The following is a 16,347-nucleotide window of genomic DNA, read 5'->3' as shown; positions in this document are numbered from 1 at the left end:
GCTCTGTTTTGGCGACTATAAGCAAGTTCCTATAGGACACCCAAACGGCTTGATGTTGTAATACTATTTTAGCTGTGAAGGTTGCCATATGATGAGAATAAATGGCGGATTAACGATGAAATTATCGATTTTCCTGCAAAAAGACAAGTTTTCACAGGCGTAATAAGCGTGATCATCATAAGATATCTGGTACGGGAAACGCTCAAGAGCCAAATCGCCATCCTGTTCATCCTGCTTCTGATCTTCTTTTGTCAGAATTTGGTCAGGGTGTTGGGCGACGCGGTGGACGGCAATATCCCGACAAACTTAGTACTCTCTCTGCTCGCGTTGGGCGTGCCGAAAATGGCGCAGCTCATCCTGCCTTTGAGCCTGTTTCTCGGCTTGCTGATGACGCTTGGGCGGTTGTATACCGAGAGCGAAATCACCGTCATGCACGCCTGCGGGCTGGGTAAACGCACCCTGATTATCGCCGCCATGATCCTGGCGCTGCTCACCTCTGCGATCGCGGCGGTGAACGTATTTTGGGCCGGCCCCTGGGCCTCGCGCTATCAGGACGTGGTGGTGAACGAAGCCAAGGCCAACCCGAGCATCGCCGGGCTGGCGGAAGGGCAGTTCAAACCCTCGCAGGACGGCAACGCGGTGCTGTTTATCGGCAACGTGAAGGGCAGCACCTTCAACGACGTGTTCCTGGCGCAGCTGCGGCCGAACGGCAACCAACGCCCGTCGGTGGTGGTGGCTGAGCACGGCAACATCGTGCAGCAGAAAGACGGCTCGCAGGTGGTGACGCTCGACAAGGGCACCCGCTTTGAAGGCACCGCGTTGCTGCGCGACTTCCGCATTACCGACTTCACCGACTACAAGGCGGTGATTGGCCACCGCACCGTGGCGGCGGATAACACCGAATCCGAACAGATGTCGATGCAGACGCTGTGGGAATCCAACGATCCGGACGCGCGCGCCGAATTCCACTGGCGCCTGACGCTGGTGGTGTCGGTGGCGCTGATGGCGCTGCTGGTGGTGCCGCTCAGCGTGGTGAACCCGCGTCAGGGCCGCGTGCTGAGCATGCTGCCGGCCATCCTGCTGTACCTGATCTTCTTCTTGCTGCAGACCTCGCTGCGCTCCAACGCCGGCAAGGGCAAGCTGGATCCGATGCTGTGGCTGTGGCTGGTTAACGGCGTTTACTTCGCGCTGGCGCTGGCGCTGAACCTGTGGGATACCGTGCCGATGCGCAAACTGCGCGCACGCCTGAGAGGAGCGGCCTGATGTTTGGCGTATTAGACCGTTATATCGGTAAAACGATTTTCAACACCATCATCATGACGCTGTTCATGCTGGTGTCGCTGTCCGGCATCATCAAGTTCGTCGATCAGCTGCGCAAGGTCGGCCAGGGCGAATACACTGCGCTGAGCGCCGGCATGTACACCCTGCTGAGCGTGCCGAAAGACATCGAGATCTTCTTCCCGATGGCGGCGCTGCTCGGCGCGCTGCTCGGCCTGGGCCAGCTGGCGACGCGCAGCGAACTGGTGGTGATGCAGGCTTCCGGCTTCACCCGCCTGCAGATCGCCGGCTCGGTGATGAAAACCGCCATTCCGCTGGTGCTGCTGACCATGGCGATCGGCGAGTGGGTGGCGCCGCAGGGCGAGCAGATGGCGCGCAACTACCGCGCCCAGCAGATGTACGGCGGCTCGCTGCTTTCGACCAAGAGCGGGCTGTGGGCGAAGGACGGCAACGACTTCATCTACATCGAGCGCGTCTCCGGCGATAAAGAACTCTCCGGCGTCAACATCTACCACTTTAACGATCAGCGTCGCCTGGAGACGGTGCGCTATGCCGCCACCGCCAGCTTTGAGAACGGCCTGTGGCAGCTTTCGCAGGTGGACACCTCGGATCTGACCAACCCGAAACAGGTGACCGGCACCCAGACGCTGACCGGCGAATGGAAAACCAACCTGACCCCGGACAAGCTGGGCGTGGTGGCGCTGGATTCGGATTCGCTCTCCATCAGCGGGCTGCACAACTACGTGAAGTACCTGAAGCAGAGCGGCCAGGAATCCAACAAATACCAGCTCAACATGTGGCGAAAAATCTTCTCGCCGCTGTCGGTGGCGGTGATGATGCTGATGGCGCTGTCGTTCATCTTCGGCCCGTTGCGCAGCGTGCCGATGGGCATCCGCGTGGTGACCGGCATCAGCTTCGGCTTCCTGTTCTATGTACTGGATCAGATCTTCGGCCCGCTGAGCATGGTTTACAGCATGCCGCCGGTGCTGGGGGCGCTGCTGCCGAGCATGCTGTTCCTGCTGATCAGCGTGTATATGCTGCTCAAACGCAAGTAGCGGGGCGATCGGTAGTGAAGAAAGGCGTGGCCATGGGGCCGCGCCTTTTTTGTGGGGGCGGCATGCCCCCGGTGAACCACTCCCCCGACCTGTCGCTTTTCGTCGTGCTATAGTCAACCCTGCGGCATGCGGATAGAGGGAGCGGGCAGTCAATGGAAGACGAATACAATCTCAGCAATATCATCGGCAAGCGCCTGGAAGCGGCGTTGGGGGAGTTGGGCGAGCTCCTGTGGGCGTATGTGGTGTTATCCAAAAAAGACATTTCCTGTATTTTTGGCGTCACCAACTACCCGACTGAATGGGTCAACAAGTATCAAGAGCAGGGGTTGCAGTACATTGATCCGGTGGTGATTACCGCCCGCAACCGCCTGACCCCCTTCGCCTGGGACGAGCAAATCATGGCGGACGCAGGGCTGCATTTTCCCGAACTGTTCGAGCAGGCCCGCGAGTTTGGCGTGACGCACGGCTATACCTTCGTATTGCACGATTACAACAACAATCTCGTCACGCTTTCCTTTGCCTTCAGCGCAGAACAGAAAGCGGAAATCATCCCGGCGCTCATCGAACGTAAAGGTGAAATCTCGGTATTGCTGGCCTCAATCCATGAGTCGTATCTGGCGCTGGCCCCGCCGTCAGATAAAAACGCCGCCGCGCTGGAAGGCAACGCCCGCTTTACCGACAGGGAAAACGAAATCCTCTATTGGGCCAGCGTGGGTAAAACCTACCAGGAAACGGCGATGATCCTGGGCATAAAGACCGGCACCATCAAGTACCATATGTCCAACGTCGTCAAAAAGTTGGGGGTCACGAATGCCCGACATGCCGTGCGCCTGGGGATGGAGCTGCGGCTGATTAAACCGGTGGAGGGATAGGCTGCTCGCTCACGGCAGCTTTCGAACCGGGAAATGACGGGCGTTAATCGGTATTGAGTGGGCAGCGTGGCGGCTCACGAGAGGGAAGCAATACAGCACCGGCCCCGATCTCTGCGCTTTAAAATAATAACCTGCATGAACTGATAAAGGTCTAGTAAGGGACTGTACTTTAGTCTAACTAGTTTCTCACCCCTTAAGGCGATACACTTTCCCGGTAATGTTTTGATAAAAAATATAAAAAAAAAACCTGACCGCGTAGGTCAGGCTGCCAATATTGGCCAACACCAGGGAAAATTTTCTTACATCATCTTAAAGCTATTAACTCTGCAGAGGCAAGTGTTCTCTGCTGGTTTTTACGCCTTGAGTTGCTATTTTGTTACGTATGTACGCTATTTTCTGGTGATTTTAGATAACCCCCATCTAACCGAAATAGCGTCTCTCCCCTGAAGGCAGCATTCCGCTTCTTTATTTCCCCATCTGACATTCATTAATGAAAAAATAGTGTTCTCGGAATGTTGCGCAACCTCATTCTTTATTCGCTGACACATTGGCGTGCAATTATTTGCAGCATTGCCATTGCGGCTGGGGATTATTTTGTTTTTGCCAGGCGCAGGGGGAGACAGTGGCGATGGGCGGGCAGGTGCTACTTTCCGCGTGGCGGGTTCCTGAACCTGTTTCGCCAGTTGGGCGAGCGGCTCTGGTTCGTGGGAGTGAGTGACATACGGTACAGGAGCCATCATTGCTCTGTGCAACGATGCTAGAACCTGGGATCGGATGGTATTGCGTGAGTGTGGCGCCTTATCCTGGATGCTCGTTGCAACAGCCTGCTCACCATTAACAGGGTTGTGAAGGGCGTGGAGCGAGAAGATGGGGCGGACAAACGCGCATGGCGGCGGTTTTTTCGACACTTAACTCATTGAACAACGGATAAGTGTTGCGTGCTGGTCGCGGGAAGGTATAATTCACCCGTTTTCCGCATACTACTTCAGTGCCGAAGTGGCGAAATCGGTAGACGCAGTTGATTCAAAATCAACCGTAGAGATACGTGCCGGTTCGAGTCCGGCCTTCGGCACCATTAAGTACCGCGCGAACAAGAAGCCACCGAAAGGTGGTTTTTTTGTGCCTGGGATCCGCACCACACAAGGCTTTCCGCGATTTTCCTTTCAACAGAAGCCAATCTGAGTCAACCCACATCAAGCCGCCTGTGAGTATAGAAACGAGTATATTTGCTGGTTCTATAATGGTTGTAAACTCAAAGAGGTACATGGATGGAGAACTTTTATGGCTCTGACAGATACCAAAGTGTGTTCTGAGAAACTGCGAAAAAGGAGTACCCCCTTGTCGATGTGGATGGCATGTTTTTGCTTATTCACCCTACGGCTCAAAATACTGGCGGTTCCGCTTTCGTTTTGGTGGTAAGTAGCACCTGATGGCTTCTAGTGTTTACCCCGAAACGTCATTGGCAGATGCTCGTCAAAAAAGGGAAGAGGCAAGAAAGCTTGTTGCTGTCGGTATCGATCCCTGTCAACACAAATGTGCAGTGAAAGAAGAGTAGGCGAAAGAGGCTATTACCTTTGAGTCAGTTACCAGAGAGTGACACGCAGCTAATAAGAAATGGTCAGAGGATCACAGTCGACGCGGGTGCTGAAGAGCCTGGAAGACAATCTGTTTCCTGCTATTGGCAAGCGTAGTATTGAAGAGTTGAAGACCCGCGACCTGCTTGTACCGATTAAAGTTGTAAAGGCAACAGGTCGCTTTGAAGTTGCTTCTCGCCTTCAGCAGCAAACCACAGCAATCATACGATATACGGTGCAAAGTGGTTTGATTGATTACAATCCCGCCCCGCCCAGGAAATGGCAGGAGCAGTTGCTTCCAGTAATCGTGTCCATTGCCCAACACTTTAGTTGAAACGCCTATCTGAACTGCTCTACCGAATTGACGGTTACACGGGACGCCCTTTGACCTGCTAGGCTATTGAGCGAGCGTTGTTAATCTTCATTCGTTCCAGTGAATTGCGATTTGCCCGCTGGTCTGAGATCGATTTCGATACGGCAATGTGGACGATACCGGCTGAAAGACAAGCTATTGAAGGTGTGAAGCATTCAAAGCGTGGCTCGAAAATGCGGACACTTCATCTAGTGCTGTTATCTCGCCAAGTATTAGCAATCCTTAAACAGATTCACAAGAGCAGTGGTGAGCGTGATTTTGTTTTCATTGGCGATCATGATCCTCGCAAACCGATGAGTGAAAACACGGTTAATAAGGCGCGGCGTGTTATGGGCTATGACACAAAGGTCGATATTTGTGGGGATGGCTTCAGGACGATGGCTTATAGCTCGTTGATTGAATCGGGGTTACGGTCGGGGGATGCGGTAGAACGGCAGATGAGCTATATAGAGCGCAACTCTTTGCGCACGGCTTACATTAACAAGGCGGAGCGTCTTGATGATTGTCGATTGATGTTTCAGTGGTGGGTTGATTTTCTGGAAATAAATTGTGATAAGGCTATTAGTCCGTTTTATTTTGGAAGAAATCTTTAAATATCGTTAATAATAAAGAAATAAATTAATTATTTATAAACACATGCTAACCATCTTATAGAAATACAGAGGCTCGGCCTTTGAGTTTGAAATATTTATTTTATATAAGGGGTGTGAATTGGGGTTTTTATACGACAGAGTTAATAAAGGTTGCATATAGTTACCCAACCCTACCGGTAGAGTTGGGTAACTATATTAGATTTTTAATCTACGGTGAATAAGTTTTTTATATATGCTAAGTATTTTTTTGAATTCATTTTCATCTACAAAATCTGATAATACATCCCTGCCACTAGTTAATAAGATTTCATCAATATTAACTTTGTTGTTAAAGTTTTCAGAAAAAGTTAAAAAATCTTCCGGTGACGTTTCTCTGTATGGGATCGGAAGCTTTCTAAATTCGTTTGGAACAAGTTCTAATACGCCGCCACCATAATATCTCCCATATAACTCAGCAAAGCATAAAGTTAAAGGGTTGTAAAATGAGTAAATTAAAGAGTCAATGTTGTAATCTTCATTAGCAGTAAGATTATATGCAGCATCTGTTGTAAGGATTTCACAATCATTTTTATGAATCTTAGGGTATTCACTACATCTTTTAAAGAAAAAGCCTTCACCAGGTGATACTTTTGGCACAATGTACCATTCTTTTCTTCTTTGACATTTGTACCGCTGATGAATCTCTAAAGATTCGCCAAGTTTCAAATAGTCTTCAACTCGTTCACATGACTCCCTAACGTAATTAGTTAAGTCAACGAAAAAACTCGGTTTGTCTAATTTAACCAGATGTTCGAAATCATTTCTGCTGAAAATTATTTTCTTTTGAAAAAACTGACTCTTTTGAATTATTGGGAGAGCGTAATTGTGTAGGGAATATTCTACTATTTTCTTTTTCGAAACTATGAAAAAGTTATTAGCTGCAGTTACTATCCCTGGTCTGGATGTTACATAATTCCCTATTTCTTTCAATTTACTAGATATTTTCGTTAAGAAAATTAATTCGGAATCAGATAAGCTTAATGAGCTCCATTTAATATTACTGTCTTGAGAAATTAACTCTCTGCACTCATTTTTGGAGTGGTATATTAGGTTGGTTTTGTTCTTCTCATTTTCATGAAATGAGAGATTATTTACAAATAAGCCTTTCTCTTTGGCATTCTTATATGCGAATAGAATTATAGTGTCTTGCTCAGTTTTATCAAAAGCTAACTTGTTTGAAGTGTATATTTCGATTCGTGAAAATTTTGATGTAAGATATGACTGTATATAACTACCGAACTTAACTTGTAATAAATCGAATGGAAGAACTAAAGCCATAACCCCATTTTTATCAAGCATTTTAGTGCAGCGAATAATAAATGAAGTCCATATGTTTTTATCTGCTAAGGTTGGTATTGATGCTGCTAGGAGTATATCACGGCATTTCTCTATTTGTTCTTTCGCTAAATGCTTTTTGGAAATATATGGTGGGTTGCCTATGATAATATCAAAATTGTGCTCGTTCTCATAATATAAAAAATCATGGTTTATAACTTTAATGTTTTTTTTGTTAATGAATTTTTCATTAAGAGATTTCGCGGATTTACTATTTATTTCAACTAGAGACGCGTTTATAGATGATTGAGATTTTTTTTTCATAAGGCTATCTATGAAACGCCCATCACCAGCACTTGGTTCGAGAACGTTAACGCTCTTCGTTTTCAAAATCTTAGGCGAAATTTTATCTATAATAAAATCAATAAGAAATTGTGGTGTATAAAAAACCCCGAATTCTTTACTCATTGTTTTTACAATTCTCGTTGTAGTTGTCGGTATTTATCCATTTGGTCGATGACGTCTAACAATAATGACTTTAACTCGACATGTAATGGATTGTTCTCTGGGGTTTCTTTAAGTTTTTGGCTTATTCTTGGCACCAGTTCATAAAAATAATCAGCTAACCAAAATATTTCATGACGTCTTAAACCAAATTTAAGTTTGTCATACATGTACTTTGCTGCTGAATTACCCTCTTTATATCTTATTTTCCCTGATGAGTCTCTATAAAACGCCTCAGAGTATTGGGTGTCACAAGGCTCAATATATCCAATGCCGTTGCGAATAGACTCGTTCTCATTATTACCACACCAGTCATTACTTTTGGCAATATTACAAGTTGGGCAAGAGTAAACCAAATTACTATATTCATTTTCTAGATGTTTAAACTTGCTTTTGGGAGCAAAGTGATCGATGTGAAAACATTTTCCTGAACCGTAATATACATGATGAGCTCCGCAGTAGCCACAACAGCAAAAAAAATCCTTTGATAAGGCTTCTTTATATGAGTTATATTTATTTAATTTTTTTTGTGCTGTTCGTTTTGGATCATTTTTTCTCAGTGGGAACATATAAAGCATCCAGTTTTTCTAAAATATCTTCAGCACGAACAACTAATTCCTTAATGTTCTCAACATGCTGTAAGTTTTTTAAGTGTTTTGGTAATTTCACATCGTTATTTAAGCTAGACTCTAAAAAATCATCTAATTCAATGAGCCTGTTCTCTTGTTCTAATGTCAAGTTATTTAATGATGTTAGCTCTGCAAATTCACTAGATGCTCTTTGTAATTCATTAATGTAATGTTCGATGCTTTTACGGATTTTAAATTCAAATAGCTTTTTACTTTCTGTATCGCTGCCAAATGGAATGCTTTTGCTGTATACTATATGTGTGTCGAAAGATTCCGAAATGGCATCATCTGCAAATGACGTTAAGATAATACAAGGGAAATTTCTTCGCTTATTTCTAATAGAGTCAAATACTTTCACTCCATTATAATTAATGTTAACATATTCATTGATTTGGAAATCAATGACTAATATATCTAAGTTGCTTGAATTGATTTCATCTATTAATTCTTCAATAGATGACTTAGGTTTGAAGTCAATAAACTCATATATATCATATTTTTTTATGAAGTCGTAGAAACGTGCTATATCTGACTCATCTTCGTCAAGGTATCCCATCCTAAATTTATTCATAAGTATCTCCTTTTCTTTACTTATGGGAATATTATTTCAAGTGAAAAACCTGAAGTGCTTGGTAATATTTCACAAGTGGCATTGTATTGTTCAAGTGATTTTTTTACTAACCACATACCCATACCAGTACCGATTTCTTTACCCGAATTATCCCGTTTTGTGGTATAGGTTGCTTGAAAGATATCTTGTGCATTTTTGATATCCTTGCTTAATCCGGGTCCACTATCCTTATATTTAATATGGAACCCATCAGGTAGTTTTTCAGTGGAAATTTCTATATTTCGAAACTCACTCGATACCTCATTGCGAATGAAGACATCTAAGGAGTTTATTAGAAGATTGTTAAAAATACAATCTAAGTCAATTTCATATGACTTTAGGCTATAATCAATGCTTTTATTCTGTAGTGTAAGATTGACACAACGCTCTTCTAATGTATCACTCCATTCAGTTTTGAAATTTTCAAGATAATCTGAAATGTTAATGTATTGCTGGTTTCGTTTATCTTTGCGTATGGTTCTAAGTGTATATTGTAACCACTGCTTTAATTTTTTATCTTCTTTTTCAAATAATTCCAATCGATAATAAGGATTATCATATTTATAGGCATTAGAAAGGGATGCCTCATCAATTAAGGGGGAGATTAATTGCCTTATCTCATCAAACCTACTTCCTAACTTAATCTGAAGATTCTCTAATTCATGAGTAAAAGAGGCGATTGTCACACCACTGGATGCAAATACTCGTAACAGGGAATTCTCCTCACGCATTTCGGTGAGTTCTTGTTCTAACTCCTCTTTTTCCTCTTTTTCTTTTAAATAAACAGTGGCAATGGTTTCGTTATCTGTTTTTTTCGATTTTCGCTTTGAACCATCATTTTTATTTTTATATTTTTGATAAATATCGTTAGCAATTTGTGTGGCTTTTTCTATATCTCGCTTGGATATTTCTCCATCGCTTGGCGATGTGGAGTTCTTTTGATTAAACTTAAGTAGTTCGCTAAAGAAAAAGCTACGATCATCTTCAAATATTTTTATTAACTTTTCAATAATATTCTTGAAGAATAAAAAAGATTCATTCTCTTGAACACCTTCTCGACTGGATTTATCCTCTAGGTATGGATTGTCAATTCTCGAAATGTTGATTACACCAGTGATGTTATTGGGGCTTACTTTCCAGTGTCGATGTCGACTAACCTGAGCAGGGTTAAGAGCTACTCTGTTACCAAGTTCTAACCAATCCCATGAAGAACTGCCTCTTTCTCCGTAAGGCCTGACTCTAAAGTTATCTCTAAATAATTTTATGCCACCATAGCTGTCAAGCCATAGACTGCGTTTAGTTGTATCAATTTTCTTTTGATAATATTTTTCAGTGTCTGATTTATTAGGTACAGCTCGTTTCATGAAATAGAGAGTGAAGGAAAATGGGCCTGTTTTACTTAACTCCATATCACTGATTCCCGGCATTAAATTTGATAAAGGAAAGTTTAAATTTTTTACTTTATCTTTTAAATTTTGTGTTTCATTATTTTGGAAAAATACCGGAGGGATATCTTCTATTCGATACTCATTTCTAATTATTCGCCCAGTTAAATTAAGTTTTTTATCTAAGTTAACTTCTAATTTGTAGTCATAATCCTCGCAAACCTCTGGCTGCAATAGTCCATTATATTTGGATGTGTGATTGCAGAACAAAAATAATTGAAATGATGTATCTTCGGATGGTGGAACTAAAGACTCTAATCTATCCTTTAAGTTTCTTATTGCGAGTTCATTCCAATGATCTCTAACAGACGATATTTTAATAATTGTACCAGTCGATAAAGTTTTCTCTAAATCTAATGGGCTTTTTCTTTTATTTAGCCCTGTCTTTATTTGCTCTATGATTTCAGGGGGGAAAATAGACAATGTGTTTATATTGTTGTTTATGTCAGGAACTTCAATTGTGGCATAGATTTCATTTATGTTCTTTCCATTTTGCTCAAAACTATCCCAATCAACTTTCCAAATTATCCCATTGGATTTTTCAGTTTTTGTTTTTAATGTGCAAAGCCGACCAAGACGGTCCAGAGCAAATCGACCAATTCCTTTTGCTCCAGATTTCGTTCTACCCCCCTTAGATTTAATATCATAGGTTTTATTATCTGTGCCTATTGTCATCCAGTTTTTCTTTATCGTTTCAGAATCCATCCCCTCGCCATTGTCAATGATATAAATATTTGTGAATGAGCCAAAAAAAACTCTTAATTTTTCATTTTCAGCGGCTCTTTCTTTTTTTAATCTTTCTATCTCTTCAGAAATAGTTCCTTTGGTAGGGTTAAATTCATGCCTTTCCCATTCAAACGTAATTTTATTTTGCTCATAAAAATCTTGTAGGTTTAACTGCATATTTAGTGCATGCGATGATAATTGATTGAAACTATCCTCTTTTATTATTTCAGGTGTTATAGGGTAAGGTATATCAAAATAAACAATGCAATATTCTGAATCGGCATCGTATGTATTTTTTACTAATTCTATAACAGCGCCGTCAGATGTCGCAACGTTCTCTCTTCCAATAAGGCGAGCTGTTCGTGCCGAAACATTGAAATTAACAAACTCTTTAGTGTTATCCATAAGCGTTACGAACCTTTTCTTTGAATTGGATATTGATACTGTAAGTTAGATAAACTTTTTGCGAGGGTATTGTGATAAATGTTTCTCATTGTTAGAGAACAGTCATGAATATAGTCTTTGTGTGTTTTAGGTTGTTAGTTATTGAGCTTTTATAATGATTTGAAATTATATATTTAATACTAATTTCATGCATGAATTAAATACTCAATGTTTTTTCTAAAACATAGGTATTTGTACTCTGTTATCTAGTTATATAACCCTTAGTCACTTGTCGAGGTCGTGTGTAAAACCTCATTCGATCATATATTTCGAAAAAAATCATCACGTTAAGTTATTTTTCCGAGTTGCCGCTGATTAAATTCGAGCATAGATAACGCGGGAGGCTATGCTTTAACTATAGGAAGGTCTGGAACGTCAACAGGAGCGGAAGCTAGTTCATTTACTATGCAGGGTGCCAATTGCTTAATCTTGTGTCATTGAAAACACGCTACCGCCCGACCTTGGTTTTTAGAACCTGCCCCGTGCTATGTTACCAGCATTTGATGGTGTAAGCACACCCATTTTAATTCCACGCACTTTTTGAGATTTCCGATTTTTCAGTAATCAACCGGTATTCATTCCACCTTCTTCGAAAGAAATATAGCCAGCAGTTAATCTGTATGCCCTGAGTGTTCGTTAGCGAACGTAGAGCACCTACTGGCTTGAAAGAAAAGCGGCGCTCATCACATGATTCTCGCCCGAGATTCGTAACCAGTAAGCGCATACCCTGAATCACTTAAAAGTGTAATCCTCATGGAGCGAATGACTATATTTAGTTCTTAGCTGACTAAGTGGCTCAGTACTATTACGTGTTGATAATGTATAGCTGGCCTGCCCCCAGGATTAGATACAACGTTTAGTTAGTCATGTCGGATCCTTCACTCTCAGAATGTCACTTTCTCCAAGCCGCCGCAAATTAAGACGGCGTCTGATAATTTAGCGTGGAGTGCGGGCGACACTCGTTATAATCCTGACGCTATTCACGGATGATCTTCCAGGCATGACTGACGTCTCTGAACCAGTGTTCATTCAGGCATTCATCGCGAAAGCGTCCGTTAAAACTCTCAATAAATCCGTTCTGTGCCGGCTTACCGGACTGGATAAGTTGCAGCTCCACTCCGCACTCAAAGGCTCATTGATCCAGCGCGCTGCAGGTAAATTCCGGCCCCTGATCTATTCTTATCGTAACCGGGTAGCCGCGAAACAGCGCAATGCTGTCCTGAAAACGCGTAACTTGCACGCCTGAAATCCCGAAGGCAACGGTTAACCTCGGGCACTTCTAAACCGCCATACTTATTACGCCAGGTGTAAAACGTGGCATCGGAAATGGCGTGCTTGCGGCGGAGTTCACGGGCGGATATCCCGGCTTCAGCCGCGTGGAGAATACTGATGATCTGCTCGTCGGAAAAACGCTTCTTCATGGGGTGCCCTCATGTGACTTATGAAGACATTACTAACATCGGGATATACTAATCAATGGAGAGCAACTCAACGGCTCGATGAATTGGTCGTAAGTAGGTACTGACATGCTGAGGTTCCCTGTTTTTCCTTATTATTCCTATGATACTGCACAAACTCGGTTTTGAAGTTGACAGGTAGCACGCTGTTGTCGGCAACTTTTAACCGATAGTGGCCTCTTTCAACTCCAACTTCACCATCAGCTGCTTATTCACCTCTTTCCCATCCACTCCGCTATGAATCCGTCGATGGCAAGTTGGGCAGATGGCGCCCACCCACTGCGGGTGATCGGGGCCTTCGTCGGCTAAGCGTTTAGTGTGATGGGGTTCTAGGTAGGGCTCGCCATTCTTTTTCTTGAACGGTGCCGGCTGGTCGCAGGCTTCACAGATGCCATTGGCGCGCTTCAGCACGTATTTTTTTACGTCTTCGCTGCGTTTGAACCAGGATTTTTTGCTGTCGCTCTGTTGGCGCTGGCCTGATATCTCTGAAGACTTTATAGCCTTTGCGCGCAACTGTTCTAGAGTCTCCTCCTTCTGGTCTACTTCTGATGAGATAAGATCATGATCAGCATCTTGAGCAGAAGATACACGGAATAGATTGAAAATTATCCCTTGCCTCATGTTTTTTTGGGTGTCTTCACATTCAGCGTAGTTCCATGAATCACATTCAAATAGCCCAGCAAATTTCACGCCCGTACGTTTTTTGTTATATTCAAATAAAAGTATATCCTTACCATTCTCTTTATGGTCGCGGATATCTTTATTGCCTTTGGTAAACTGCATGTTACCTTTCTGGCCTTCTCCCGTGTAGGAGAAGTGGTCGTTGTTAGACCATCCATCTTTGTACCCATGCGTTTCGCCAGTCTCGCCGGTGAAAATAAAGATCACGGGAAATTCTTTAGGTGTCGATATTCCGCCCTGTTCTTGCCCTCCATAGAGGTCGTGAAGGTATTTACGTTTATAAACTTCGTCTTTTTCCAGTATCTCAAAAGGATGCGGCGTTTCGACGATATCGAAGTCGAGGTCTTTGAGAAATTGGATGGCTTTTTCCGTGCCGCTATCGGCATTTATTCCCTTAAACGGATAGCCATGCTGTTCACTGTATGCTCTAGCGGCAATGCCTCGGATATCGTACTTCTCGCCATTGTAATGAAGGGTGAATTTTTTAAATCGTTTTATTTTATGTTGTTTTAAGAATTCATCTCGGCCAATTTTTTTATATTCTTCGATGGCTTTTAAAACGGATTCTTTTGAAGATAACGCCTCTATTGCAGTTGCCAAAACCACTCCCTCACATTACCGAGTAGGCTCTGGGCAATGTGCTTGCTGACGAGAGCAGTATGCATCAATACCCAGCAGTTAACTCATCGATTTACCGAATGCGTTAACTATGCCAGGTAGGGGAGGAAATGCCTACCTTGATGAATGTTTTTGTTGTGATATGTCAGTCAGATCTATTGGAAATCGTGGGTGGGAAGGGCGATGAGCATCGCCCTGATTGCCATTTACGTTAGCCGCAGGCTTCCATCTCCCGCAACGCCCGCCCATAAAGATTACACAACGCAGGAACCAGATGCGCTGTAGCGTTGAGATAGCGATTCAGTTGCTCCCAGCCTTCGGGATCCAGCTGTGGGGTCTTTTGCAGCAAGTGGCCGAACAGCATCAGCCCGTGGCACAGCCCTTCCGCCTGTTCGGCAGAGAGTGCTGCCAGGTCTAAGAGCTCTGAGGGATTAAAAGCGCTAAGATCGAGGTGGTTAAACAGTTGGCGATAAAGGGTGAGGGTACTTGTGGTGTTTTCGGTGATGGCGACATTTTCCATGTGTCTTTATCCTTAGTGTGTAGTATGCGTACTACCACATGAGACGCTAAACCCATGGTGGTAGCCCAAGCGGAGTTAGCGTTACCGGACACGAAGGAAACCGGCGCTTCTTGCGAAGCCCCCACTTGGGCCACCATAATTCTGGATGTTTAAAGCCCCAACATTATATACATAATGCTGCCTTGTGTAAGTGTTCGGAACGCTAACTCCGGCTACGGATTTTGCCGCAGCGAAAAAAACTATAGCGTTATCAGTAAAAGGAAAAAATAAGCTGTATGGAATTACAGTTTGTTTGCTTTTAGGATTGGAATGCAGCTCGCAGTTATTTATGGTGCTCTTTTATATTTGTAATGTTGTCTATATATAGTGAATATAATTCATGGCATTCCATTCTCTAAATGAATGTTATGCTCAGTAATCCTCTATTCGCGCTACGAAGTGTTAACCGTTCCAGTATTTATCCTTTCTAGAGCTTATGTTAATCATACGGCTTTGCTCATTCACGGATGAACGAACATGGCGAATGAAGATGAGTTGCGTATTGCCTTGTCGCCGGTGCAGCTTGCGGCGGTGCTGTCTGATGAAAGCGTCACTGAAGGTGAAACGCTCAGTAACCGTCTGCTTGGCGGTTTGGGGCTTGCCGGTGGTGTCCTTGAGCTGATGGGGGCGGGGGTGTTGTGCTATGCGCCGGATCCGACGTTTATCACCAAAGTTGGGTGTGTGGTGGTGGGAACGCATAGCCTGGACAGCATCAAGGCCGCTTCCAATCAGATGATTACCGGGCATCCAACAACTACCGATACTTATCAGTCTGCCGTTTTATTGGCGCAAACATTGGGTGCCGATCGGGAAACGGCCTATAACGTTGGTTTAACGGTCGATATTGCCGTGCCTTTTGTCTTTGCCGGAGCGGTTGGCGCTGCCAGAGTCGCATCCGTGCGTATGGGGCGGGTTAAGCTGGTTGAGCTGGTTGAGCATGAGTCCGTTAGCGGTAAATATCCGGGCGGGCACACATTGGCTCGGCATATTAACAGAGCTCCGGAAGCACTTATTGCCAGGCTAGCCAGGCGCCCGAAACTGATTGCAGCAAGCACCTTCAGATCGGTAAAAGAGGCCGAAAAATATGTTTCTGTTACGGTAAAGGCGAACCGCGCAGATATTATGAATTGGGTAAAGTACGCGTCTCCCGGCAGCCGTTTGAGTGTGTATCACAATTTCACAGAATCAGTGGGTTATGGGGTATTACGCGGCAGTACTGACGTCTATCAATGTCACCGGGTTGGCGTTGTGATTGAATTTACCCGCTATAATGGCAAACCTTACTTTATCCTTAGCGCTTTCCCTGCGAGATAAGCCGATGAAAACCAGCGAACTTGATAACCTGATCGTCGTTTATTTTGGTCAAGATTATGACCTGATAAATGCAGAGGGCGATATTACTGCGCTGATTGCAGAGTACATTCGTCTGGCGACTCATCAGCAGCGCGAGGCGTTGCTCGAGGAGATAGATGCGTTATTGGCGCAGGATAATGTGGAGTCATTATTCAGCCAACGTTTCGGTTTTACCTTCAGCCCGGAGCTATGGGGAACCACGGTTTCTGCATTCCTGCAACAGGCCAGAAGCGCTGCAGTGAAAGCGCTTTGAGCACCATCA

The 16,347-nt window shown here is 44.1% G+C and carries 12 protein-coding genes, 1 tRNA gene and 2 pseudogenes; 7 read left to right on the top strand and 8 right to left on the bottom strand.

The features are described 5' to 3' along the window. Positions 1–168 precede the first annotated feature (168 nt). The 5 genes and pseudogenes from lptF to ACSBQV_RS15200 all read left to right on the top strand — a co-directional run bounded on the left by lptF (position 169) and on the right by ACSBQV_RS15200 (position 5,745). Positions 169–1,263 carry an LPS export ABC transporter permease LptF gene (gene lptF, locus ACSBQV_RS15220; protein WP_099783233.1) on the top strand — a complete coding sequence of 365 codons (1,095 nt, stop codon included), beginning with the start codon at positions 169–171 and terminating at the stop codon, positions 1,261–1,263. After that, a complete protein-coding gene (gene lptG, locus ACSBQV_RS15215) occupies positions 1,263–2,333 on the top strand; it encodes an LPS export ABC transporter permease LptG (RefSeq protein WP_033641698.1) in 1,071 nt (356 codons plus the stop codon). The genes lptF and lptG overlap by 1 nt, the downstream gene beginning before the upstream one ends. A gap of 152 nt (positions 2,334–2,485) precedes the next feature. Continuing rightward, a complete protein-coding gene (locus ACSBQV_RS15210) occupies positions 2,486–3,205 on the top strand; it encodes a LuxR family transcriptional regulator (protein WP_099783231.1) in 720 nt (239 codons plus the stop codon). Between the two features lie 990 nt (positions 3,206–4,195). Continuing rightward, positions 4,196–4,280: transfer RNA gene (locus ACSBQV_RS15205), tRNA-Leu, on the top strand. A 206-nt stretch (positions 4,281–4,486) separates the two neighbouring features. Beyond that, a pseudogene (locus ACSBQV_RS15200) lies at positions 4,487–5,745 on the top strand (tyrosine-type recombinase/integrase). Between the two features lie 195 nt (positions 5,746–5,940). On the opposite strand, the gene ACSBQV_RS15195 reads toward ACSBQV_RS15200, so the two are convergent. The 8 genes and pseudogenes from ACSBQV_RS15195 to ACSBQV_RS15160 all read right to left on the bottom strand — a co-directional run bounded on the left by ACSBQV_RS15195 (position 5,941) and on the right by ACSBQV_RS15160 (position 14,830). After that, positions 5,941–7,527: an Eco57I restriction-modification methylase domain-containing protein gene (locus tag ACSBQV_RS15195; RefSeq protein ID WP_434991460.1), complete on the bottom strand. Its 1,587-nt coding sequence runs from the start codon at positions 7,525–7,527 to the stop codon at positions 5,941–5,943. A gap of 5 nt (positions 7,528–7,532) precedes the next feature. Further along, entirely contained in the window at positions 7,533–8,132 is a 600-nt protein-coding gene (locus ACSBQV_RS15190) for an HNH endonuclease (protein ID WP_158234579.1), read from the bottom strand. After that, a complete protein-coding gene (locus ACSBQV_RS15185; protein WP_099783224.1) occupies positions 8,110–8,763 on the bottom strand; it encodes a response regulator in 654 nt (217 codons plus the stop codon). The genes ACSBQV_RS15190 and ACSBQV_RS15185 overlap by 23 nt, the downstream gene beginning before the upstream one ends. Before the next feature lie 20 nt (positions 8,764–8,783). Beyond that, the gene (locus ACSBQV_RS15180) at positions 8,784–11,378 is read right to left on the bottom strand and encodes a sensor histidine kinase (RefSeq protein ID WP_099797263.1); all 2,595 of its coding nucleotides are present in this window, start codon (positions 11,376–11,378) and stop codon (positions 8,784–8,786) included. A gap of 955 nt (positions 11,379–12,333) precedes the next feature. Beyond that, positions 12,334–12,838 (bottom strand): annotated as a pseudogene (locus ACSBQV_RS15175) (integrase core domain-containing protein). A 198-nt stretch (positions 12,839–13,036) separates the two neighbouring features. Beyond that, entirely contained in the window at positions 13,037–14,161 is a 1,125-nt protein-coding gene (locus ACSBQV_RS15170; RefSeq protein ID WP_241900777.1) for an HNH endonuclease, read from the bottom strand. A 223-nt stretch (positions 14,162–14,384) separates the two neighbouring features. Further along, on the bottom strand, positions 14,385–14,693 hold the full coding sequence (locus ACSBQV_RS15165) for a hypothetical protein (protein WP_099784669.1): 309 nt from the start codon (positions 14,691–14,693) through the stop codon (positions 14,385–14,387). After that, a complete protein-coding gene (locus ACSBQV_RS15160) occupies positions 14,588–14,830 on the bottom strand; it encodes an ash family protein (protein ID WP_099784667.1) in 243 nt (80 codons plus the stop codon). The genes ACSBQV_RS15165 and ACSBQV_RS15160 overlap by 106 nt, the downstream gene beginning before the upstream one ends. A 379-nt stretch (positions 14,831–15,209) precedes the next feature. Between ACSBQV_RS15160 and ACSBQV_RS15155 the strand changes: the two genes are divergently transcribed. Together ACSBQV_RS15155 and ACSBQV_RS15150 are read left to right on the top strand one after the other, a co-directional pair. Further along, positions 15,210–16,046, top strand: a complete 837-nt coding sequence (locus tag ACSBQV_RS15155; RefSeq protein ID WP_099784665.1) for an RNase A-like domain-containing protein — start codon at positions 15,210–15,212, stop codon at positions 16,044–16,046. 4 nt (positions 16,047–16,050) lie between these two features. Continuing rightward, positions 16,051–16,338, top strand: a complete 288-nt coding sequence (locus ACSBQV_RS15150; protein WP_089192518.1) for a contact-dependent growth inhibition system immunity protein — start codon at positions 16,051–16,053, stop codon at positions 16,336–16,338. The last annotated feature ends 9 nt before the right edge of the window (positions 16,339–16,347 follow it).

It is taken from the genome of Serratia sp. B501, assembly GCF_051172315.1.
GTDB lineage: Bacteria > Pseudomonadota > Gammaproteobacteria > Enterobacterales > Enterobacteriaceae > Serratia > Serratia ureilytica.
Note: the sequence above shows the minus strand (reverse complement) of the source record. Positions and strands in the feature narration are given on the sequence as shown.